11 protein-coding genes are annotated in these 22,221 nt (G+C 66.7%); 8 read left to right on the forward strand and 3 right to left on the reverse strand.

Translation table 11 applies throughout. The features are described 5' to 3' along the window. Positions 1-25: 25 nt before the first annotated feature. The 6 genes from glyQ (at position 26) to ABE571_RS17365 (ending at position 14,724) form a co-directional block, all read left to right on the forward strand. On the forward strand, positions 26-937 hold the full coding sequence (gene glyQ / locus ABE571_RS17340) for a glycine--tRNA ligase subunit alpha (RefSeq protein ID WP_102788722.1): 912 nt from the start codon (positions 26-28) through the stop codon (positions 935-937). After that, positions 934-3,030, forward strand: a complete 2,097-nt coding sequence (gene glyS / locus ABE571_RS17345; RefSeq protein WP_346494277.1) for a glycine--tRNA ligase subunit beta — start codon at positions 934-936, stop codon at positions 3,028-3,030. The genes glyQ and glyS overlap by 4 nt, the downstream gene beginning before the upstream one ends. 284 nt (positions 3,031-3,314) lie before the next feature. Then, positions 3,315-5,099, forward strand: coding sequence for an autotransporter assembly complex family protein (locus ABE571_RS17350; protein ID WP_313211940.1), 1,785 nt, complete (start codon positions 3,315-3,317; stop codon positions 5,097-5,099). Continuing rightward, positions 5,096-8,941, forward strand: coding sequence for a translocation/assembly module TamB domain-containing protein (locus ABE571_RS17355; RefSeq protein WP_346494279.1), 3,846 nt, complete (start codon positions 5,096-5,098; stop codon positions 8,939-8,941). Before ABE571_RS17350 ends, ABE571_RS17355 begins: the two co-directional genes overlap by 4 nt. 107 nt (positions 8,942-9,048) lie before the next feature. Further along, positions 9,049-11,196: a S46 family peptidase gene (locus ABE571_RS17360; RefSeq protein WP_346482711.1), complete on the forward strand. Its 2,148-nt coding sequence runs from the start codon at positions 9,049-9,051 to the stop codon at positions 11,194-11,196. A 78-nt stretch (positions 11,197-11,274) separates the two neighbouring features. Further along, positions 11,275-14,724, forward strand: a complete 3,450-nt coding sequence (locus ABE571_RS17365) for a PAS domain-containing hybrid sensor histidine kinase/response regulator (RefSeq protein ID WP_152152054.1) — start codon at positions 11,275-11,277, stop codon at positions 14,722-14,724. Between the two features lie 24 nt (positions 14,725-14,748). On the opposite strand, the gene ABE571_RS17370 is transcribed toward ABE571_RS17365, so the two are convergent. From ABE571_RS17370 to acs, 3 genes are all read right to left on the reverse strand, one after another. Next, entirely contained in the window at positions 14,749-15,327 is a 579-nt protein-coding gene (locus tag ABE571_RS17370; protein ID WP_313211923.1) for a manganese efflux pump MntP family protein, read from the reverse strand. A gap of 268 nt (positions 15,328-15,595) precedes the next feature. Next, complete coding sequence (locus ABE571_RS17375) at positions 15,596-16,261, reverse strand: response regulator transcription factor (protein WP_121040978.1); 666 nt, start codon at positions 16,259-16,261, stop codon at positions 15,596-15,598. A gap of 205 nt (positions 16,262-16,466) precedes the next feature. After that, positions 16,467-18,410 (reverse strand): acetate--CoA ligase, encoded by a 1,944-nt coding sequence (acs, locus tag ABE571_RS17380; RefSeq protein ID WP_346494281.1) that lies wholly within the window; start codon positions 18,408-18,410, stop codon positions 16,467-16,469. Positions 18,411-18,929: 519 nt separating this feature from the next. Between acs and ABE571_RS17385 the strand changes: the two genes are divergently transcribed. After that, a complete protein-coding gene (locus ABE571_RS17385) occupies positions 18,930-20,357 on the forward strand; it encodes a DcaP family trimeric outer membrane transporter (protein ID WP_313211921.1) in 1,428 nt (475 codons plus the stop codon). Between the two features lie 66 nt (positions 20,358-20,423). Then, positions 20,424-22,079 carry an MFS transporter gene (locus ABE571_RS17390; protein WP_019185606.1) on the forward strand — a complete coding sequence of 552 codons (1,656 nt, stop codon included), beginning with the start codon at positions 20,424-20,426 and terminating at the stop codon, positions 22,077-22,079. Positions 22,080-22,221 lie beyond the last annotated feature (142 nt).

Below are 22,221 nucleotides of genomic sequence, written 5' to 3' on the forward strand. Positions count from 1 at the left end.
CCTTCTGCAGGCAAGAATCCGCCGCATGTCCGCGATCCCGAACGTTCCGATCACTTTCCAGGGCCTGATCCAGACCCTCAACCAGTATTGGGCGCAGCAGGGCTGCGTGCTGATCCAGCCGCTGGACCTGGAGGTCGGTGCGGGCACCTTCCACCCGGCCACGTTCCTGCGCTCGATCGGTCCGGAAAGCTGGAATGCCGCGTACGTGCAGCCTTCACGCCGCCCGACCGACGGCCGCTACGGCGAGAACCCCAACCGCCTGCAGCGCTACTACCAGTACCAGGTGGCGATGAAGCCGAGCCCGGACAACATCCAGCAGCTGTACCTGGATTCGCTCAAGGCGCTGGGCATCGATCCGCTGGTGCATGACCTGCGCTTCGTCGAGGACAACTGGGAATCGCCGACCCTCGGCGCCTGGGGCCTGGGCTGGGAAGTGTGGTTGAACGGGATGGAAGTCACCCAGTTCACCTATTTCCAGCAGGCCGGCGGCCTGGAGTGCAAGCCGGTGCTCGGCGAGATCACCTACGGTCTGGAGCGCCTGTGCATGTACCTGCAGAACTGCGACAACGTCTATGACCTGATCTGGACCTATGGTCCGGATGGCACCCCGGTGACCTACGGCGATGTGTACCTGCAGAACGAGATCGAGCAGAGCACCTACAACTTCGAATACGCCGACGTGGACGAAATGTTCCATCGCTTCGATGCCTGCGAAAAAGAGGCGCAGAAGCTGGTCGATGTCGGCCTGCCGCTGCCGGCCTATGAGCAGGTCTGCAAGGCCAGCCATGCCTTCAACCTGCTGGATGCGCGCCGCGCGATCAGCGTGACCGAGCGCCAGCGCTACATCCTGCGCGTGCGCGCGCTGGCCCAGGCCGTGGCCAGGCTCTACGAGGCCAAGCGCCTGGAAGCCGTGGCCGCCAAGGAGGTGCAGGCATGAGCACGATGCAGCCGCTGCTGATTGAACTGGGCACCGAAGAACTGCCGGTCAAGGCGCTGCCGGGCCTGGCCCAGGCCTTCTTCGATGGCGTCGTGGACGGCCTGACCAAGCGGGGCGTGACCATTGAACGCGGCGATGCCAAGCCGCTGTCGACCCCGCGTCGCCTGGCCGTGCTGCTGCCCGGCGTGGCGGTGGAACAGCCGGAACAGCACAGCGAAGTGCTGGGCCCGTACCTGAACATCGCGCTCGACGCCGAGGGTCAGCCGACCAAGGCGCTGCAGGGTTTCGCCGCCAAGGCCGGGATCGACTGGACCGCGCTGGAGCGCACCAGCGATGCCAAGGGCGAGCGCTTCGTACACCGCTCCACCACGCCGGGCGCGCGCACCGCGACGCTGCTGCCGGAGATCCTGCGCGAGGCGATCGCCGCGATGCCGATCCCCAAGCCGATGCGCTGGGGCAGCCACACCTATGGCTTCGCCCGCCCGGTGCATTGGCTGGTGCTGCTGCACGGCGCGGACATCATCGAGGCCGAGGTGCTGGGCCTGAAGGCTGACCGCATGAGCCGCGGCCATCGCTTCATGCATGACAAGACCGTGTGGCTGAGCGCGCCGGAGGACTACGTCGCCTCGCTGCAGGCCGCCTACGTGCTGGTCGATGCCGACGCGCGCCGTACCCGCATCGTCGAGCAGGTCAACGCGGCGGCCGCGCAGGCCGGCGGCCAGGCGCGCATCACTCCGGACAATCTCGAGCAGGTGGTCAACCTGGTCGAATGGCCGGCGCCGGTGCTGTGCAGTTTCGAGCGCGAGTTCCTGGCGGTGCCGCAGGAAGCGCTGATCGAGACGATGGAGATCAACCAGAAGTTCTTCCCGGTGCTCGATGCCAGCGGCAAGCTGACCGAGAAGTTCATCGGCATCGCCAACATCGACTCCAAGGACGTGGCTGAAGTGGCCAAGGGCTACGAGCGCGTGATCCGTCCGCGCTTCTCCGATGCCAAGTTCTTCTTCGACGAAGATCTGAAGCAGGGTCTGGAATCGATGGGCGACGGCCTGAAGACCGTCACCTACCAGGCCAAGCTGGGCTCGGTCGCCGACAAAGTGACCCGTGTGGCCGCCCTCGCCGAGGCCATCGCGCCGCAGGTGGGCGTCGAGCCGGTGCTGGCCAAGCGCGCCGCGGTGCTGGCCAAGAACGACCTGCAGTCGCGCATGGTCAACGAATTCCCGGAGTTGCAGGGCATCGCCGGCCGGCATTACGCCGTGGTCGGCGGGGAGTCGCCCGAGGTCGCGCTGGCCATCGACGAGGCCTACCAGCCGCGCTTCGGTGGGGATGACATCGCGCTGTCGCCGCTGGGCAAGGTGCTGGCCATCGCCGAGCGTCTGGATACGCTGGCCGGTGGTTTTGCCGCAGGCCTGAAGCCGACCGGCAACAAGGATCCGTTCGCGCTGCGCCGCAACGCGCTGGGCCTGGCCCGTACGGTGATCGAGAGCGGGTTCGACCTGGATCTGCGCGCGCTGATCGCGACCGCCGTGGCGGGCCTGCCGGCGGGCGTGCAGCCCAGTGCCGAACGCAAGACCGAGGCGCTGCCGCAGGAGCTGTATGACTTCATCATCGACCGCCTGCGCGGCTACTACGCCGACAAGGGCGTGCCGGCCACGCATTTCAACGCGGTGGCCGAGCTGAAGCCGGCCTCGCTGTACGATTTCGACCGCCGCATCGATGCCATCGGCACCTTCGCCGCGCTGCCGGAAGCCGAAGCGCTGGCCGCGGCCAACAAGCGCATCCGCAACATCCTGCGCAAGGCCGAGGGCGAGATCCCGGGCATGATCGACCCGGCGCTGCTGGCCGAGCCGGCCGAAAGCGAACTGGCCGAAGCCGTGGAAGCGGCCATCGATGACAGCAACGCCAGCCTGCACCAGAAGGACTACGTGAGCGTGTTGAACCGGCTGGCGCGCCTGCGCCCGCAGGTGGACGCGTTCTTCGATGCGGTGATGGTCAATGCCGAGGATCCCGCGCTGCGGGCCAATCGCCTGGCCCTGCTCAAGCGCCTGGGCGACCGCCTGGGCAGCGTGGCGGCGATCGAACACCTGTCCAACTGACGCGGCGGGGCCGCGCGCCCCACGGTGGACCGGAAGGCGCGACGGCTTCGGCTGTTCGCGCCTTCTGCGTTTCCGGGAGGGCGGCGCGCTCCGATACTCGTGCCGGAAGCGTCATATGGTGTCGCCCCGGTGTCGCGGACGCTTCTGTCCGATGACGTGTTGTCATCGATCTCGCCGCGTGTGATGCAAGCGACTTTCTCGCGGAATTTAACGGCTTCTTCACCGCCGTTCTGAAACAGCCACGCCGATTTCGCATGCTCGCGATGGCCCGTTATGCTGTCGCCATGCAGCCAACGAAATTCGCCCTTCCGCTGATGTTCCTGTCCCTTGCCACCGCCTCGGTGGCACATGCACGGGGGACCATCGAGAAAGTGGACATCAAAGGATTGGACAAGGGCGACGATGCCGAGATGATCGAGAACATCGAGGTCTCGCTGTCCCTGTACGACACCATCGGCAAGGTCCAGGGCGAGTCGCGGCTGGAATATCTGTTGTCCCAGGCAGAGCGCCAGACCCGCGAGGCGCTGGAGCCGTTCGGGTACTACAACCCGACCATCACCGTGGAAAGCCCGCGCGAAGGCGAGAACCTGCGCGTGGTGATCCAGGTCGAGAAAGGGCCGCCGACCCTGGTCCGCCGCGAGCACATCGACATCACCGGCCCGGCCCAGCTGGACCAGTACCTCCAGGAAGACCTCGAGAAATTCAAGCCGCGCAAGGGCCAGCGGTTCGAGCACACCGAGTACGAAGCCAGCAAGATCCGGGTCACCCGGCGCCTGGCCGAGCGTGGTTATTTCGATGCCGACTTCACCCAGCGCCAGGTGCAGATCACCCGCGCCGAGAACGCGGCCGATGTCGATCTGACCTGGGACAGTGGCCGCCGCTACAACATGGGCGAGATCCGCTTCCATCAGGATTACTTCGTCGACAAGCTGTTCGACCCGCTGGTGTACTGGGACGAAGGCAGTTACTTCCACGAAGGTAAACTGGACCGCCTGCGCGAATCGCTGACCAAGCTCGATTACTTCAGCGTGATCGACATCCAGCCGCGCCCGGACCAGGCCGATGACAACGGCGATGTGCCGGTGGACGTCAACCTGACCCGCGCCAAGCGCACGATCTACACCGCCGGCCTGAGCTACGGCAGCGAGAGTGGCGCCGGTGTGCGCGGTGGCCTGGAGCGGCGCTTCCTCAACAGCCGCGGCCACAAGATGAACACCCAGCTCGACTATGCGCAGAAGCGCAAGAGCCTGGTCACCAGCTACCGCATCCCGGGCTTTGCCTGGCTCGATGGCTGGTATGCGTTTACCGCCAGCGCCTATGACGAGCAGACCGATTACATCGACCTGCGCAACTTCAAACTGTCGGCCAGCCGCAGCGGCGAGATCAACGAGTACTGGACCGCGATCGCCTCGATCAACGCCCTGCGTGAGCGCTGGCGCTACGCCTCGGGCACCGAGTTCACCGATGCGGTCTACAACACCTCCACGCTGGTCTACCCGCAGCTGGTCGCCGACTACGTCAACGTGGACGATGAGATGTTCCCGCGCCGTGGCCTCAGCGGCAGTGCCACCCTGCGTGGCGGCGTCGAAGGTGCGGGCTCGGACACCAGCTTCGTGCAGGCCAACATGGTGCTGCGCTGGTATGTGCCGATCGGCGACAGCGACCGCCTGATCCTGCGCGGCGAAGGTGGCACCACCTGGACCAGCGATCTGGTGGCGATGCCGCCGAGCCTGCGCTTCTTCGCCGGTGGCGACCGCAGCATCCGCGGCTATGCCTTCCGCGAAGTCGGCCCGCGCACCGCACCACCGGACAAGTACGCGCTCGGCGCGAAGAACCTGGTGGTCGGCTCGGCCGAGTATGAGCATTACTTCAAGGGCGGGCCGTGGGGCGCGGCGGTATTCGTCGATACCGGCAGCGCGTTCGACAACACCATCGACCTGCACACCGGCGTGGGCTTCGGCGTGCGCTGGAAATCGCCGGTGGGCCCGGTGCGCGTGGATATCGCGCACGGCCTGAACAACCCGGATTCGCAGTTCCAGCTGTACCTGAACATCGGAGCGGACCTGTGAGCACGCCGACGCCTTCCGCCCCCGCCACCCCGCCGCCCCCGCGCGTGCGTTTCTACCGCAAGCGCCGCTTCTGGGCGTGGTCCGGTTTCACCGTGCTCGGCCTGGTGCTGTTGGCCTTGCTGCTGGTGTACTGGCTGCTGCAGACCGTGGCAGGCCGCGATGTGCTGCTGGCCCAGGTGGTCGCGCGGTTGCCGGTCGGCGCCTCGCTCACCTGGAGCAAGGTCGATGGCCCGGTCGCCGGGCCGCTGGTGCTGCACGATCTGGACTTCCGCTACGACGACATCCATTTCACCGCCGAACGGGCGTACCTGGATCCGGACATCCGGCCGCTGCTGGGCCGCAAGCTGCAGCTCGATGCACTGCAGATCAAGAACGCCACGTTGAACCTGGCCAAGAGCGATGAGCCGTTCGAGCTGCCCTCGTGGCCGGACTCGCTGCCGCAGATTGAAATGCCGCTGGCGATCCAGGCCGACACCATCATCATCGATGGCTTCCGGATCACCCAGGCGCAGCAGCCGCTGATCGACATCGCCAAGGTGCGCGGTGGGCTGGAGATCGCCAATGGCGAATTCCGCGCGCGCCAGCTGATCGTGGACAGCAGCTACGGCGATTTCCGCGTGGACGGGCATTACCTGCCGCGCAGCGATTACGACACCGACATCACCCTCGGCGCGCTGATGCCGGCGCCGCGCGGGCGTACCCCGGCGCGCCTGGGCCTGGTCGCCCGCGGTGACCTGGGCCATATGGAAGTGGCGATCGCCGGCAATGCACCGGCACCGCTGCAGGCCAGCCTCGTGTTCGATGGCCGCACCGACCCGGTGTGGAAACTCGCTGCGCGCAGCAAGGAACTGGACCTGGCGCTGCTGGTGCCGGGGATGGACGCGAGCACCAGCACGCCGATGGCGCTGGAGGTGCAGGCCGACGGCAAGGGTGGCCAGGCCAATCTGCAGGGCAGCTTCAAGCAGGGCGACATCGCGGTGGAACTGGCACCGTCCAAGGTCGGCCTGGCCGACCAGGTACTGACCGTGTCGCCGCTGCAGGTGAAGGGCTTTGGTGGGCAGGCGCGGCTGGAAGGCATCGCTGATTTCACCGACAAGGAAAACGCCAGCCTGCGCTTCTCCATCGTCGCCAACGACCTCACCTTCGTGCCCGCCGCCGATACCACCACCCCGGGCGCGGCTGCGCCGGTGCCGGTGACGTTGAAAGAAGCGCGCATGGGCCTGGCCGGCACGCTCAAGGCGTGGGCGGCCGTCGGCCGTGCCTCGGTGGAACGCGAGAAGCAGGTGGCCGATCTGCAGTTCGACGTGCGCGGCAATGACCAGGCCGCCGTGATCAAACAGCTGCAGGCCAGCACGCCGGGCGGTTCGCTCGACGTGACCGGGCAGGTGGCCTGGGCGCCGCAGTTGGATTGGGACGTGGCCGCCAAACTGGCCGGCTTCGATCCGGGCTACTTCGCGCCGGGCTGGGACGGCAAGCTGTCCGGTTCGTTTGCCTCGAAGGGCCGCCAGTTGCCGCCGCCCGCCGGCAGTCCGGCCGGTACCGCTGGCAGCTACGAAGCCACCGTCGATGTGCCCGGCATCAAGGGTACGCTGCGCAAGCGTGCGCTGGATGCACAGGGCAAGTTCGCGCTGCGCGGCGAGCAGGGCGAGGGCAACCTCCGGCTGGCGCTGGGCAACAGCCGCCTGACCGCCAAGGGCTCGGTCGGCGACCGCCTGGATATCGATGCGCAGCTGGAGCCGGTGCAGCTGGACGACCTGCTGCCCAACAGCAGCGGCAGCCTGCGCGGCCACGTGCTGATCAAGGGCGCGCGTACCGCGCCGGACATCACCGCCGATCTGGTCGGCAGTGGCCTGCGCTGGGACGACTGGAGCGCCGAGGCGATCAGCATCAAGGGGCGCCTGCCGTGGCAGGGCGACAGTGGCACGCTGGCGGTGCAGGGCAGCAAGGTCCAGGTCGGCATGCTGCTGGACACGCTCAACGTCAATGCACGCGGCAGCCTCTCCAATCTGCGCCTGGATGCACAGACGAAGAACGAGCTGGGTGCTGTCGCGCTGGAAGGCGGCGTTCGCCAGCAGGGCCAGACCTGGCGTGGCGATCTGACTGCGCTGCGCATCGCACCGATGAAGGGCGATGCCTGGAGCCTGCGCGCACCGGCCACCTTCAGCGTGCAGGGCAGCAACTTCACCCTGAGCGATGCCTGCCTGGGTGCCGCCACCGGCGGCGCGCTGTGCGCCAGCGCGAACTGGCCGCGCGAAGGGCTGCTGGTGCGCGGCGATGCCTTGCCGTTGTCGCTGGTGCAGCCGTGGCTGCCGCCGCAGTCCGGAAGGCGCATCTTCCTGCGCGGTGAAGTGAATCTGGATGGGCGCATCCGCCCCCGCGGCAACGCGTGGGAAGGCAGTGCCTCGGTCACCTCGCGCGAAGGCGGGGTACGCCTGGGCGACAACGCGCGTGGCGAGCTGGTGCGTTACGACCAGTTCTCGGTGAACCTGGAGATGACCCCGCAGCAGATCAACGCCAAGCTCGGTGTCGGTTTCCAGGGCGACGGCTTCGTCGATGCCAAGGTGCAGACCGGCTGGGATGCCAACGCGCCGCTGACCGGCGAGCTGTACATGAACATCGCGCGGCTGTACTGGCTGGAACTGTTCTCGCCCGACATCGTGCGCCCGACCGGCCTGATCGAAGGCCACGTGAGTCTGCGCGGCACCCGTGGTACGCCGTCATTGGGCGGTGAGGCCACGCTGAGCAAGTTCAATGGCGAGTTCCCTGCGCTCGGCCTGACCTTCGCCGAAGGCAAGGGCAGCTTCACCGCGCAGCCGGACGGCTCGGCCAAGATCACCGCGCAGGCCAACTCCGGCAAGGGCACGCTGTACGTGGATGGCGGGCTGTCGTGGTTCGGCGATGCACAGCCGCTGCAGCTGCATATCCACGGCGAAAACGTGCTGCTGGCCAATACCAGCGAGCTGCGCGTGATCGCCAACCCGAACCTGGACTTCACGTTGGCCGGCAGCGCGATGCAGCTGCGTGGCACCGTGCACGTCCCCGAAGCGGATCTGGACCTGGAGCGCCTGGATCGTGGCACCTCGGTCTCCGAAGATGTGGTGGTGCTGGACCCGGTCGATCCGGAAGAGGGGCCCAGCTCGCCGCTGGACATGGACCTGACCGTGAGCCTGGGCGACAAGGTCAAGATGGCCGGGTTCGGCCTGAAGGGTGCGCTGACCGGCAAGATGCAGGTATGGGCGCGCCCCGGGCGCGAGATGACCGCCAACGGCGGGCTGGAAGTCAGTGGCCGCTACAAGGCCTACGGACAGGACCTGACCATCACCCGCGGCAACTTGAACTGGAACTACAACGCGGTCTCCGATCCGCGCATCAACATCCGGGCCCAGCGCGCCGTCGGCGATGTCACCGCCGGCATCGACGTGACCGGGCGGGCGCAGTCGCCGCGCGTGGATGTGTGGTCGGAACCGGCGATGTCGCAGTCCGAAGCACTGGCCTACCTGGTGCTGGGCCGCAGCCTCACCGGTGCCAGCAGCGATCAGGCCCAGCAGGTCAACGCGGCTTCGGCGGCGCTGTCGGCCGGCAGCGGCCTGCTCGCCTCGCAGCTGGGGGCCAAGCTCGGCCTGGACGACGCCGGCGTGAGCCAGTCGCGCGCGCTGGGCGGCTCGGTGATCGGCTTCGGCAAGTACATCTCGCCCAAGCTCTACATCGGCTACGGCGTCTCGCTGGTCGGCAGTGGCTCGGTGCTGACGCTGAAGTACCTGCTGCGCCGCGGCTTCGATGTGGAGCTGGAATCGAGCACGGTGGAAAACCGTGGGTCGCTGAACTGGCGAAAAGAAAAGTAGATCACGACCGTTGGTCGTGATGCGGGTGCTTGCCCAACCATCGGCCGTTGCCCCTGCCGGGCGCAGCGGCTAAGGTCTCGGGCTGTTCTGACGTACCGGATGTGCCCATGTCTTCACGCAAACCCCTCACCGCCGCGCTGGCGCTTGGCCTGACCCTCGCTGCCGGCGCCCATGCCGACGAAGGCATGTGGATGCCGACCCAGCTGCCGGACCTGGCCAAACCGCTGAAGGCGGCCGGCTTCAAGGGCAACCCGGGCGACCTGGCCAACGTCACCGCGCCGCCGCTGAGTGCGGTGGTGCGTGCCGGTGGCGGGACCGGTTCGTTCGTCTCCGACGACGGCCTGCTGCTGACCAACCACCATGTGGCCATGGGCGTGATCCAGTACAACACCTCGCCCGAGCACAACCTGATCAACGACGGCTTCATCGCCAAGGGCCGCAGCGATGAGCGCGCGGCCAACCCGGATTTCCGCGTGCTGGTCACGGTCGGGTTCGACAAGGTCACCGATGAAGTGCTGCGCGATGCGCGCGGCAAGACCGGACGGGCGTATTTCGATGCGGTCGACCGCGCCAGCAAGCAGCTGGTGGCCGACTGTGAGAAAGAAGGCAACATCCGCTGCAGCGTGGCGGACATGTACTACGGCACCGATTTCTATCGCATCCGCCAGCTTGAGCTGAGCGATGTGCGCCTGGTCTACGCGCCGCCGCGCGCGATCGGCAATTATGGCGATGAGATCGACAACTTCATGTGGCCGCGCCACACCGGTGATTTCACCCTGCTGCGTGCCTACGTGGGCAAGGACGGCAAGCCCGCGCCGTACAGCGTGGACAACGTGCCGTACCACCCGCCGGCGCACCTGAAGATGGCGATCGACGGCCCGAAGACCGGCGACTACGCGATGCTGGCCGGTTACCCGGGCATCACCTATCGCCATCGCACCGCCGCGGAATTCGCCGGCCAGATCGATGCCGTGCTGCCACGCCGCGTGGCGGTGTTCCAGCAGATGATCGACACCATCGAAGCGGCCAGTGCGAAGGATGCGCAGGCACGCACCCGTTACGCCTCGCAGCTGCAGTCGCTGAAGAACAACCGCAAGCGCGCCGCTGGCGAGCTGGAAGGCCTGCTGCGCAGCGATGCCAAGGCGCAGCGTGCCGCCGATGAGGCAGCGATGCTGCAGGCCACCGACGCGACGTACCGGGGCGACATCCAGTCCCTGCTGAGCTCGCTGTCCAGCGGCGCCTCGGTGGGCGAGCGCGATCTGCTGCTCGATCTGCTCGCGGCGCAGAGCCAGCTGCTGCGCTCGGCACTGACCCTGGAGCGCCTGCGCATCGAATCGGCCAAGCCCGATGCCGAGCGTGACACGGGCTACCAGCAGCGCGATCTGGCCTTGATCGAGGGCGTGCTCAAGCAGGTCCAGCGCCGCTACGATCCGGCCATCGAAAAAGCGCTGTTGACCACGCTGCTGACCCGCTACCAGCAGCTGCCCGACGCGCAGCGCGTGCCCGCGTTCGACGCGGCCTTCGGCCGCACCCCGGCCGCGCTGGCCAAGACCCTGGATACGCTGTACGCCACCACGCGCCTGGGCGACGAAGCCGAGCGGCTGTCGCGCTTTGCCGCGGCGAAAGAGGGCAAGGCGCTGGCACGCGATCCGCTGATCGATCTGGCCGGCCCGCTGGTCGCCGCGCAACTGCGCCTGGATGACGAGCGCAAGACCCGCGAAGGCGAGCAGCTGCGCCTGCGCCCGGCGTACATGCAGGCGCTGTTCGCCTGGCGTGCCAAGCAGGGCCGCGCGGTCTACCCGGATGCGAACCGTACCCTGCGCATCAGCTACGGCAAGGTCGAGGCGCTGTCGCCGCGCGATGCGGTGCATTTCGACCCGGTAACCACTGTGGCCGGGATCGTCGAGAAGAACACCAACGCCTACCCGTTCGATGCGCCCAAGCCGCTGCTGGACGCGATCGCCAAGGGTGATTTCGGCTCCACCGCCGATCCGGTGCTGAAGACCCAGACGGTCAACTTCCTGACCAACCTGGACACCACCGGCGGCAACTCCGGCTCACCAGTGCTCAATGCCAAAGGCGAACTGATCGGCCTGAACTTCGACAGCAATTGGGAGTCGGTCAGCGCCAGCTGGTGGTTCGACCCGCGCTTCAAGCGCGCGGTGCACGTGGACATGCGCTACCTGCGCTGGCTGCTGGCCAAGGTCTACCCGGCACCCGAACTGCTGAAGGAAATGGGCGTTCCGGCCGAATAAGGCACGGCGGCCCGCCCTGGAACGCCACGACCAACGGTCGTGGCCTACACTGCGGGCTGCTCTCACGGAAACACCCGCGTGGTCTCCAGCTGGATCCTGCTGTTGGTGTCAGTGGCCTATGCCGCGCTGCTGTTCGGCGTGGCGTGGTGGGGTGACCGTCGCCCGATGTACCCGGATCGACCGTGGCTGCGCCCGGTGGTCTACAGCCTGGCGCTGGCGGTGTACTGCTCGTCGTGGACGTTCTACGGTGCGGTCGGCACGGCGGTGCGCAATGGCATCGGCTACCTGCCGATCTACCTGGGGCCCCTGCTGCTGTGGGTGTTCGGCTGGCGGATCATCGAGCGCCTGGCGCTGATCGCACGCAGCCAGAACGTGGTCTCCATCGCCGATTTCATCTCCTCGCGGTTCGGCCGCTCACGCCGCCTGGCCGCACTGGTGGCGGTGATCGCGTTGATCGGCATCGTGCCGTACCTGGCCCTGCAGTACAAAGCCGTCGCGATGAGCCTGCAGGTGCTGACCGGCAACGTCGGCCCGACTGGCTTCTTCACGGATCCCGCGTTGTACGTGGCGTTGCTGATGGCGCTGTTCGCCACGCTGTTCGGTACCCGCCAGGTGGATGCCACCGAGCACCACCACGGCATGATGCTGGCGATCGCGCTGGAATCGATGATCAAGCTGATCGCGATGGTCGCGCTGGGCCTGTTCGCCTACCTGTGGCTCAACGACCGCACCGATGCGGTGATCGAGTCGGCGCATACGCTGTTCACCGGCTTGCCACCGGTCGGGTTCATTTCCCAGACGCTGCTGAGTTTCCTGGCCATCATCTGCCTGCCGCGCCAGTTCCATGTGGCGGTGGTCGAGTGTGGCGATGTGCGTGATATCCGCCGCGCGCGCTGGATGTTCGGGGCCTACCTGGTGATCATCTCGGCGATGGTGATTCCGATCGCCACCGCCGGCGTGACCCTGTTCGGCACCGGTGGAAGTGTCGCCGACGACAGCATGGTGCTGGCCCTGCCGCTGGCCGAAGGTCGCAAGTTCCTGGCGCTGGTCGCCTATGTCGGCGGCTTCTCGGCTGCGACCGGCATGGTCATCGTGGCCTCCATCGCGCTGGCGACCATGGTCAGCAACGATCTGGTGATGCCGGTCCTGCTGCGCCGCAGTGGCGATCATCAAGAGGCGGCGGATGTCGCTTCGCGCGTGTTGTGGATTCGCCGTACCGCGATCCTGCTGCTGGCGCTGGTGGCCTACAGCTATTACCGCGGCAGCAGCAACGACAGTACCCTGGCCTCCTACGGCCTGATGGCCTTCGCTGCAGTCGCGCAGTTCGCCCCGGGGCTGATCGGCGGGCTGTACTGGCGCGGTGCCAGCCGCCGCGGCGTCGAAGTCGGCATGCTGCTCGGCTTCGGCACCTGGGTATACACGCTGCTGTTGCCGGCGCTGACCCAGGCCGGCTGGATGTCGTCGGCCTGGCTGGTGCAGGGCCCGTTCGGGATCGGCTGGCTGCAGCCGCAGCACCTGTTCGGCATGAGCGGCTGGGACCCGCTGACGCACGGCACGTTCTGGTCGCTGCTGGTCAATGTCGCGGCGATGGTGCTGGTCTCGGTGCGCTGGCGCCCGGGCGTGGATGAACGCCTGCGTGCGGCGCCGTTCCTGGATCCCTACGCGCAGCGCCCGTCGGTGGCCGGTGCGTGGCCGGGCAACGTGCATGTCGGTGACCTGTTGGCGCTGGCCTCGCGCGTGGTGGGCGACCGTCATGCCCGTCGATCGTTCTTCGAGCAGGCGCAGTCCATGGACCGCGAGCTGCAGGCCTCCGCGCCGGCGGACCGTGCCTGGGTGCAGTTCACCGAGCGCCTGCTGGCGGCCTCGATCGGCGCGGCGTCGGCCCGCCTGCTGCTGACCAGTCTGCTGCGCGGTTCGGGCATGGACCTGGGCGAAGTGGTGGCGGTGCTCGACGAGGCAGGCCAGGAACTGCGCTTCAACCGCGAGATTCTCTCGACCACCCTGGAGAACATCAGCGCGGGGGTCAGCGTGGTCGATCCGGACATGCGCCTGACCGCCTGGAACCGCCGCTACCAGCAGATGTTCGGGTACCCCGACGGGATGCTCTACGTGGGCCGGCCGGTCGCCGACCTGATCCGCTACAACGCCGAGCGCGGTGAGCTCGGCGAGGGCGACATCGAGCTGCAGATCAACCGCCGCATCGGCTACATGCGAGCCGGCTCGCCGCACATCTTCGAGCGCACCCGCAGCGACGGCAAGGTGATCGAGATGCGCGGGCAGGCGCTGCCCGGCGGTGGCTACGTCACCAGTTACAACGACATCACCGACTACAAGCACGCCGAGCGCGCTCTGCTGGAAGCCAACGAAACGCTGGAACAGCGCGTGGCCGAGCGCTCGCATGAAGCCGAAGTGGCCCAGCAGTCCAAGACGCGCTTCCTGGCCGCGATCAGCCACGACGTGCTGCAGCCGCTCAATGCTGCCCGTCTGTTCGCTTCAGCGCTGCGTGAGAGCCACCACAACAACGAAGAGCAACGGCATCTGGCCGAGCGCGTGGATGCCTCGTTGCGTGCAGCCGAGGAACTGCTGGATGGCCTGCTGGATGTCTCCCGTCTGGATGCCGGTGGCCTGCATCCGGTGATCGGTGACTTCGATGTCAGCCTGCTGATGCGCGAGCTGGCGGCGCAGTACTCGCCCGTCGCAGCCGGCCGTGGGTTGCGCATGGATCTGTTCGCGCGGCCGGCCTGGGTGCGCAGCGATCGCCGCCTGCTGCGCCGCGTGCTGCAGAACTTCCTGGCCAATGCGCTGCGCTACACGCGCCAGGGCCGCATCGTGCTGGCCGTGCGCCATCGCGGGCCGGAAGTGGAACTGCAGGTATGGGATACCGGCCCGGGCATTCCCGAACACCACATGCAGCAGATCTTCGATGAGTTCCATCGCTACCAGCAGCCGTTCGACTGGGGCGAGCAGGGCCTGGGGCTGGGCCTGTCGATCTGCCAGCGTATCTCGCGCCTGCTCGATCACCGCCTCAACGCCCGCAGCCGGGTCGGCAGCGGCAGCATGTTCTCGATCCTGCTGCCCCTCGTGGCGGCCCCGGCCTTGCCGACCGCAGAAGCACCGCCGGCACCGAGCCCGGTCACCCGCGCCGATTCACTGGCCGGCATGCGCGTGCTGTGCGTGGATAACGATCAGGAAATCCTGGATGGCATGCGGGCGCTGCTGGGCCGTTGGCAGGTGCAGGTGATCACCGCCAGCACCGTCGACCAGGCACTGGAGAAAGTGGTCGAACGGCCGGACGTGATGTTGGTGGATTACCACCTGCATGACCGCCTGGACGGGCTGGATACCTTGGTGGCGCTGGGCCAGAAGGCCGGGCGTGCGATTCCGGGGGCGCTGCTCACCGCCGACGGCCGCGACGAGCTCAAGCGGATGGCGCGTGACCGCGGCTATCGGTTGTTGACCAAACCGATCAAGCCGGCCTCGCTGCGGGCCTTCCTGGCCGCCTTCCACGACACCCGCGGCGATCTCTAGCCGTGGGGCGGGCGTGACCGCCGGTCAGGCCACGGCGCCGCTGAGATGTTCGTACAGGATGGTCGAGCCGATGATGATCAGGATCAGGCCGCCGATGATCTCCGCGCGCTTGCCGACCATGCCGCCCAGCACGCGGCCGAGCATGATGCCGGCGGTCACCATGGTGAGCGTGCACAGGCCGATGATCAGCGCCATCACACCGATATGCACGTCGAGGAAGGCCAGGCCGATGCCGACTGCCATCGCATCGATGCTGGTGGCGAAGCCGGTCATTGCCAGGCGCCAGAAGCCATGGTGCTTGCTGGTGTCTTCCTCGTCGCCGCCCTCGTCGGGGCGCAGGCCGTTGATGATCATGTGCACGCCCAGCGCACCGAGCAGGCCGAACGCGATCCAGTGATCGAAGGCCTCCACATACGCCAGCGCAGCGCGGCCGAGCAGCCAGCCGATCACCGGCGTGATGCCTTCGATGACACCGAAAATCAGGCCGGCGCGCAAGGCGTCGGAAAAGCGTGGCTTGCGCATGGCCGCGCCCTTGCCGATGGCAGCAGCGAAGGCATCGGTGGACATGGCAAAGCCGATCAGCAGGATCGAAATGGGGGACATTGGGATACGCGACAGGTCGGGCGAGAGCGAGCAACGGACCGCGGACGCGCCCAACCTGTCGTTGCGCACGCGGACCGCTGGTCTCGCCAACCAAGATGGTTGCCCGCACCACGGCGCACTGGCCGAGTATGTTGATACGGGCGATTCCTTCAGCAGGAATCCGGCTACTCCCCAAGGGGACGCGAAGCTTAGCACCGGGCCCGCGGCGTGGAGCGTTTGCCGCGAATTGCGCAGGTCACGCTGGAATTCATAGCTCCGGCTATAACGCCTACTCTTCTTCCGGCGGCAACACGATCTGTTCGTCGTCGATGGCCAGCTTGCCGGCCATCAGCACCGCCTGGGTGCGGTTGGTGACACCGAGCTTGCGCAGGATCGCGGTGACGTGGGCTTTGATCGTCGCTTCGGAGACATTGAGGTCGTAGGCGATCTGCTTGTTGAGGCGGCCGGCGCCGAGCATCTGCAATACCCGGAACTGCTGCGGGGTCAGCTCGCGCAGGCGCTGGCCGATCTCGCGTTCCTCGCGCCCGGTCTGGGGCACGTTGTGCGCTTCCGGCGGTGCCCAGGTCTCACCATCCAGGATGGTGCCCAGCGCATGGCCGATCGTGTCCGAATCGGCGGATTTGGGGATGAAGCCGAAGGCGCCATGGTCGAGCGCGCGGCGCATCACCGTCGGCTCTTCGCGTGCGGACACCACCACCACCGGCAGCTGCGGGTGCAGGGCACGCATATGCACGAGCGCGTTGAAGCCCTGCGCACCGGGCATGTTGAGGTCCATCAGGACCAGGTCGGCGTCGGTGTGCTGGTCGGCCAGCTGGTACAGCGCTTCCACGCTATCCGCTTCGTACAGCTGCACGCCGGGGATGACGCGTTGCACGGCCCCGCGAAGGGCTTCGCGGAACAGCGGGTGGTCATCGGCAATCAGGAGGGTCGTCATGGTGGGGGCCATGTTGCGGAGGCGTGCAGCGACGCAACGAAAAGGTCTATCGAGATGACAGCCCCCTGAGTCAGGGGGCGGCCGCGAAGCGGCGGGGTGTGGGAGCTGGTGAGGCGGGGCCCACGATCCGCTTGCGGATCGTGGGAGCGACAGCGCGAAGGCGATGACGCGGCCCCATCCTGCGCCTGCACGGTGAAGGGTTACTTCACTTCACTTTGCGTTCTTCCACCAGCGAGGCCACGACCGACGGATCGGCCAGGGTCGAGGTGTCGCCGAGCTGGTCCGGGGCGTTCTCGGCGATCTTGCGCAGGATGCGGCGCATGATCTTGCCCGAGCGCGTCTTGGGCAGGCCCGGTGCCCACTGCAGATGGTCGGGCGCGGCGATCGGACCGATCTCCTTGCGCACCCAGGCCACCAGCTCCTTGTGCAGTGAATCGCTCGGCGTCTCGTCGGCGATCAGGGTCACGTAGGCATAGATGCCCTGGCCCTTGATGTCGTGCGGGAAGCCGACCACGGCCGCTTCGGCCACCTTCGGGTGCGAGACCAGCGCGCTTTCCACCTCGGCGGTGCCGATGCGGTGGCCGGAAACGTTGATCACATCGTCCACGCGGCCGGTGATCCAGTAGTAGCCATCCTCGTCACGACGGCAGCCGTCGCCGGTGAAGTAGCTGCCCGGGTAGGTGCGGAAGTAGGTATCGATGAAGCGCTGATGGTCGCCGTAGACGGTGCGCATCTGGCCCGGCCACGAATCGCGGATGATCAGGTTGCCTTCGGTGGCCCCCTCCTGGATCTCGCCATCGGCATTGACCAGCGCCGGCTGCACGCCGAAGAAGGGCAGGGTGGCCGAGCCCGGCTTGAGATCGACCGCGCCCGGCAGCGGGGAAATCAGGATGCCGCCGGTTTCGGTCTGCCACCAGGTATCCACGATCGGGCAGCGACTGTCGCCGACCACTTCGTAGTACCAGCGCCACGCTTCCGGATTGATCGGCTCGCCGACACTGCCGAGCAGGCGCAGCGAACTGCGCGAGGTGCGCTTGACCGGTGCATCGCCTTCGCGCATCAACGCGCGGATCGCGGTGGGGGCGGTGTAGAAGATGGTGACCTGGTGCTTGTCGATCACTTCCCAGAACCGCGAGGTGTTCGGGAAGTTCGGCACGCCTTCGAACATCACCGAGGTCGCGCCATTGGCCAGCGGACCGTACACGATGTAGCTGTGGCCGGTGACCCAGCCGACATCGGCGGTGCACCAGTAGATGTCGTCCTCGCGCAGGTCGAACACCGCTTCATGGGTGTAGGCCGCGTACAGCAGGTAACCGCCGGTGGTGTGCAGCACGCCCTTGGGCTTGCCGGTGGAGCCGGAGGTGTAGAGGATGAACAGCGGATCCTCGGCGTTCATGCGCTCGGGCTCGCACTGCGTCGGCTGCGGATCCACCACGTCGTGGAACCAGCGGTCGCGCGGGGCCTGCATGTCCACCGCGCCGCCGGTGTGGCGGACCACCAGCACCGTTTCCACGGTGGTGGTGCCGGGCAGCTTCAGCGCGGCATCGACGTTGGCCTTGAGCGGAATCTTCTTGCCGCCGCGCAGACCTTCGTCGGCGGTGATGATCAGCTTGCTGCCGCAGTCGATGACGCGGTCGGCGATCGAGTTCGGGGCAAAGCCGCCGAACACCACCGAGTGGATCGCACCGATACGCGCGCAGGCCAGCATGGCCACCGCGGCGTCGACGATCATCGGCAGGTAGATGGTGACCCGGTCGCCCTTCTTGACGCCGAGGTTGCGCAGCGCGTTGCCGAGGCGGCAGGTGCGCTCATACAGCTCGCGATAGGTGACGCCCTGGGACGGTGCATCGGGGCTGTCCGGTTCGAACAGCAGGGCGATCTTGTCGCCGCGTTTGTCGAGCTGGCGATCCAGGCAGTTGACGCTGGCGTTGAGTTCGCCGTCTTCGAACCACTTGATGCGGAAATCGTCGAGCTGGTAGCTGACGTTCTTGATGCGGGTCGGTTTCTTGAACCAGTCCAGGCGCTCGGCGGCCTTGCCCCAGAAGGCATCCGGATGCTCCACCGATTCGCGGTAGAGCTGCTGGTACGTGTTCTTGTCGATCCGCGATGCCGCGGCGAACGCGGCGTCGACGGGGTAAAGATCAGCCATGGCACCCTCACTTGCACGTTGACTTGGGGTTGTGCGGTCGCAACATAAGTGGCGACCTCTCCCCCTCAGTTTGCCGCATCCACCCGTCTGCGCGGTATCGGGGTGGTTAGACCATGGTCGAACGCCGGCCACCCCGATATGACATGGCCGTTGACCCCGGTAGCCCACGACCGCTGGTCGTGAGGCTCACGGCCATTCGCCCCGGTAGCCCACGACCGTTGGTCGTGAGGCACACGGCCGTTCGCCCCGGTAGCTCACGAACGTTGGTCGTGAGGCACACGGCCGTTCGCCCCGGTAGCCCACGACCGTTGGTCGTGAGGCACTGCGTACCGACCAACGGTCGGTACCTACACGGTGCCTTCGGCACCTGCCGGCCGCCTGCCGGCGCCCGGGTCGTACTCGCCCCGCTGGGGCGAGTACGACTAATGGCCAATAGCTTCGGTGCGTCAACCCGCCGCACCCTCGGCTCGACCGTGCCCCATGCGCGGCATCACCTTGCCACCCGGGAGAGAGGGCAACATGAGCCACCGTTTGCTGAGGACGACACGCCGGCCGTTGGCCGCCGCCATGTTCGTCGCATTGATCGCGCCAGGCATGGCGTTCGCCGAAACCGCAAAAGAGAAAGCACTGGAAGCCCGCGTCGTGGAACTGGAGCGCCAGGTCCAGCTGCTGCTGAACAACCAGCAGCAACAGCAGGTCCAGATCAGCCAGGCCCAGACCGATGTCACCGCGGTGCGCACCGTGCAGGCGCAGCAACCGGTGGCGGCCACCGTGCCGGCCGGCAAGCAGCCGATCCAGGTCACCACCATCACCCCGGGCGCCGCGCCGGGGACCACGGTCAAGATCGGCGGCTTCATCAAGGCCGATTTCCTCGCCACCCAGACCGGCGACGGTCAGCTGGCCGACGATGCCACCGGTCGCGCGCTGTACCTGCCGGGCCAGACCCCGGTGGCCGGTGCCGGCGGCAGCGGCAAGCGTTCGGACGTGGACTACAACGCCCACGCCAAGTTCTCGCGCTTCAATCTTGGCATCGACAATGTCAGCGAGGCCGGCAACAAGTCCGGTGCGTTCTTCGAGATGGACTTCTTCGGCAACTCACTGGGCAACCAGACCGCGACCAATACCTACGGTGCGACCCTGCGTCACGCCTACATGTACTGGAACAACTGGATGGCCGGCCAGACCTGGTCGAACTTCATGGACGCCGCGTCGCTGCCGGAAGCGGCGGACTTCGTCGGCCCGACCGATGGTGTGATCTTCGTGCGCCAGGCACAGATCCGCTACACCCAGGGCGGCTTCAGCGTCGCGCTGGAAAACCCGGAAACCACGCTGCTCACCGGCACCCGCAACCCGGTCACCGGCGCGTGGACCAACGTGGCCAGCAACTCCGATCGCGGCGCGCTGCCGGATCTGACCCTGCGTTATGGCTGGAAGGGTGACTGGGGCACCTTCGGCGTCGGCGGCGTGGTCCGCCAGCTCAAGGTCGACAACCAGACCACCGGTGCCGATGCGGACAAGATCGCCGGCGGCCTCACCCTGGGCGGCAAGTGGGTGATGGGCCCGACCGATACGCTGCACTACCAGGTCACCGGTGGCGAAGGCATCGCACGTTACATCGGCCTGGGCGTCACCGCCGATACCGCGTATGACATCGCCCGCGACGAACTCAACCCGACCGGCGTGCTGGCCGGCTATGTGGGCTGGCGCCATGCCTTTACTCCGAAGCTGCGCACCAACCTGATCTACGCGCGCAGCGATTACGACAACGACGGCAGCCTTGGCCCGCTGGTCACCAAGAGCGTGCAGAGCATCCGCGGCAACGTGTTCTACACACCAATGCCCAAGGTCGATGTCGGCGCCGAGCTGATGTACGGCGTGCGCGAGATCGAGGATGGCCGCAAGGGCGATATCAGCCGCCTGCAGTTCACCACGAAGTACAGCTTCTAAAAGAAAAAACGATTGCCGGTGAACAGCCGGCACAACACCACGATTGCTTCGGAGGGGAAGCGTCCCATGTCAACAACACCTGCACCGGCGAAAGCCCAACTTACCCAGGGACACAAGAAGGTCATCTTCGCGTCCAGCCTGGGGACCGTCTTCGAGTGGTACGACTTCTTCCTGTACGGCTCGCTCGCCGCGATCATTGCCAAGCAGTTCTTCAGCGGTGTCAATGAAACCACCGGCATGATCTTCGCCCTGCTGGCGTTCGCGGCCGGCTTCTTCGTGCGCCCGTTCGGCGCGGCCTTCTTCGGCAGCCTCGGCGACCGTATCGGCCGCAAGTACACCTTCCTGGTCACGATCCTGATCATGGGCATCTCGACCTTCCTGGTCGGCGTGCTGCCCAACTACGCCTCGATCGGCTTCGCCGCCCCGGTGATCCTGATCATTCTGCGTCTGGCCCAGGGCCTGGCGATGGGTGGCGAATACGGTGGCGCGGCAACCTACGTCGCCGAGCATGCACCGGCCGACAAGCGTGGCCTGTACACCAGCTTCATCCAGTGCACCGCGACGCTCGGCCTGTTCATGTCGCTGCTGATCATCCTGGCCTGCCGCTACTTCCTGGGCAATGAAGCGTTCGAAGCCTGGGGCTGGCGTATTCCGTTCCTGGTCTCGATCGTGCTGCTGGGCATTTCGGTGTGGATCCGCCTGCAGCTGAGCGAATCCCCGCTGTTCCAGCAGATGAAGGCCGAAGGCAAGGGCTCCAAGACCCCGTTCCGTGACAGCCTCAAGGACGGCAACCTCAAGCTGATGCTGCTGGTCCTGCTCGGTGCCGCAGCCGGTCAGGCCGTGGTGTGGTACGGCGGCCAGTTCTACGCGCTGTTCTTCCTGAGCAGCATGCTCAAGGTCGACGCCACCACCTCCTATCTGCTGATCGCCGCAGCCCTGGCACTGGGCGTGCCGTTCTTCATCTTCTTCGGTTGGCTGTCCGACCGTATCGGCCGCAAGAAGATCATCCTGGCCGGCTGTCTGTTGGCCGCCATCACCTACATCCCGATCTTCAAGGGCCTGACCCACTTCGCCAACCCGGCCATCGAAGAAGCCCGCACCAACTCGCCGGCGCTGGTCAATGCCGACCCGAACACCTGCTCGTTCCAGTTCGATCCGGTCGGCCTGCGCAAGTTCACCAGCTCCTGCGACGTGGCCACCGCGGCCCTGACCAAAGCCGGTGTGCCCTATGAAGTGAAGCCGGCACCGGCCGGTACGCTGGCGACGGTCAACGTCGGGACCACCGCCGTGACCTCCTACGAGGCTGCAGGCCTGACCAAGGAAGAACTCAAGGCCAAGGGCGATGCCTTCGGCGGAGAGCTCAAGGGTGCGTTGGGTGCCGCCGGTTACCCGGCCAAGGCTGACAATGCGCGCATCAACATCCCCGGCACGATCTTCATGCTGTGGCTGCTGGTGCTGTACGTGACGATGGTCTATGGCCCGATCGCCGCCTACCTGGTCGAGCTGTTCCCGACGCGTATCCGCTACACCTCGATGTCGCTGCCGTACCACATCGGCAACGGCTGGTTCGGTGGCTTCCTGCCGGCGATTTCCTTCGCGCTGGTGGCCGGTACCGGCAACCTCTACTACGGCCTGTGGTACCCGATCATCATCGCGTTGATGACGGTCGTGGTGGGCGGCCTGTTCCTGCACGAAACCAAGGATGTGGACATCACCAAGTAACGGTGCGCCACACGGTATGACCAAGGGGCCGCGATGCGAATCGCGGCCCTTTTTTGTGTCCTGGGTAGTGCCGGCCGCGGGGCGGCACCCGCGAAATCCACGGGGACCCGGGCCGGGCGGACCGGCCGCCGCCCGCCCACAC

The organism is Stenotrophomonas sp. TWI273, from assembly GCF_039674765.1.
GTDB lineage: Bacteria > Pseudomonadota > Gammaproteobacteria > Xanthomonadales > Xanthomonadaceae > Stenotrophomonas.

Excerpts from the sequence above, each read along its gene's own strand:
- ABE571_RS17350 (WP_313211940.1), top strand. The coding sequence starts at position 3,315 with ATGCAGCCAACGAAATTCGCCCTTCCGCTGATGTTCCTGTCCCTTGCC.
- ABE571_RS17375 (WP_121040978.1), bottom strand. The coding sequence starts at position 16,261 with ATGACGACCCTCCTGATTGCCGATGACCACCCGCTGTTCCGCGAAGCC.
- glyS (WP_346494277.1), top strand. The coding sequence starts at position 934 with ATGAGCACGATGCAGCCGCTGCTGATTGAACTGGGCACCGAAGAACTG.
- ABE571_RS17390 (WP_019185606.1), top strand. The coding sequence starts at position 20,424 with ATGTCAACAACACCTGCACCGGCGAAAGCCCAACTTACCCAGGGACAC.
- ABE571_RS17360 (WP_346482711.1), top strand. The coding sequence starts at position 9,049 with ATGTCTTCACGCAAACCCCTCACCGCCGCGCTGGCGCTTGGCCTGACC.
- ABE571_RS17385 (WP_313211921.1), top strand. The coding sequence starts at position 18,930 with ATGAGCCACCGTTTGCTGAGGACGACACGCCGGCCGTTGGCCGCCGCC.
- ABE571_RS17370 (WP_313211923.1), bottom strand. The coding sequence starts at position 15,327 with ATGTCCCCCATTTCGATCCTGCTGATCGGCTTTGCCATGTCCACCGAT.
- glyQ (WP_102788722.1), top strand. The coding sequence starts at position 26 with ATGTCCGCGATCCCGAACGTTCCGATCACTTTCCAGGGCCTGATCCAG.
- acs (WP_346494281.1), bottom strand. The coding sequence starts at position 18,410 with ATGGCTGATCTTTACCCCGTCGACGCCGCGTTCGCCGCGGCATCGCGG.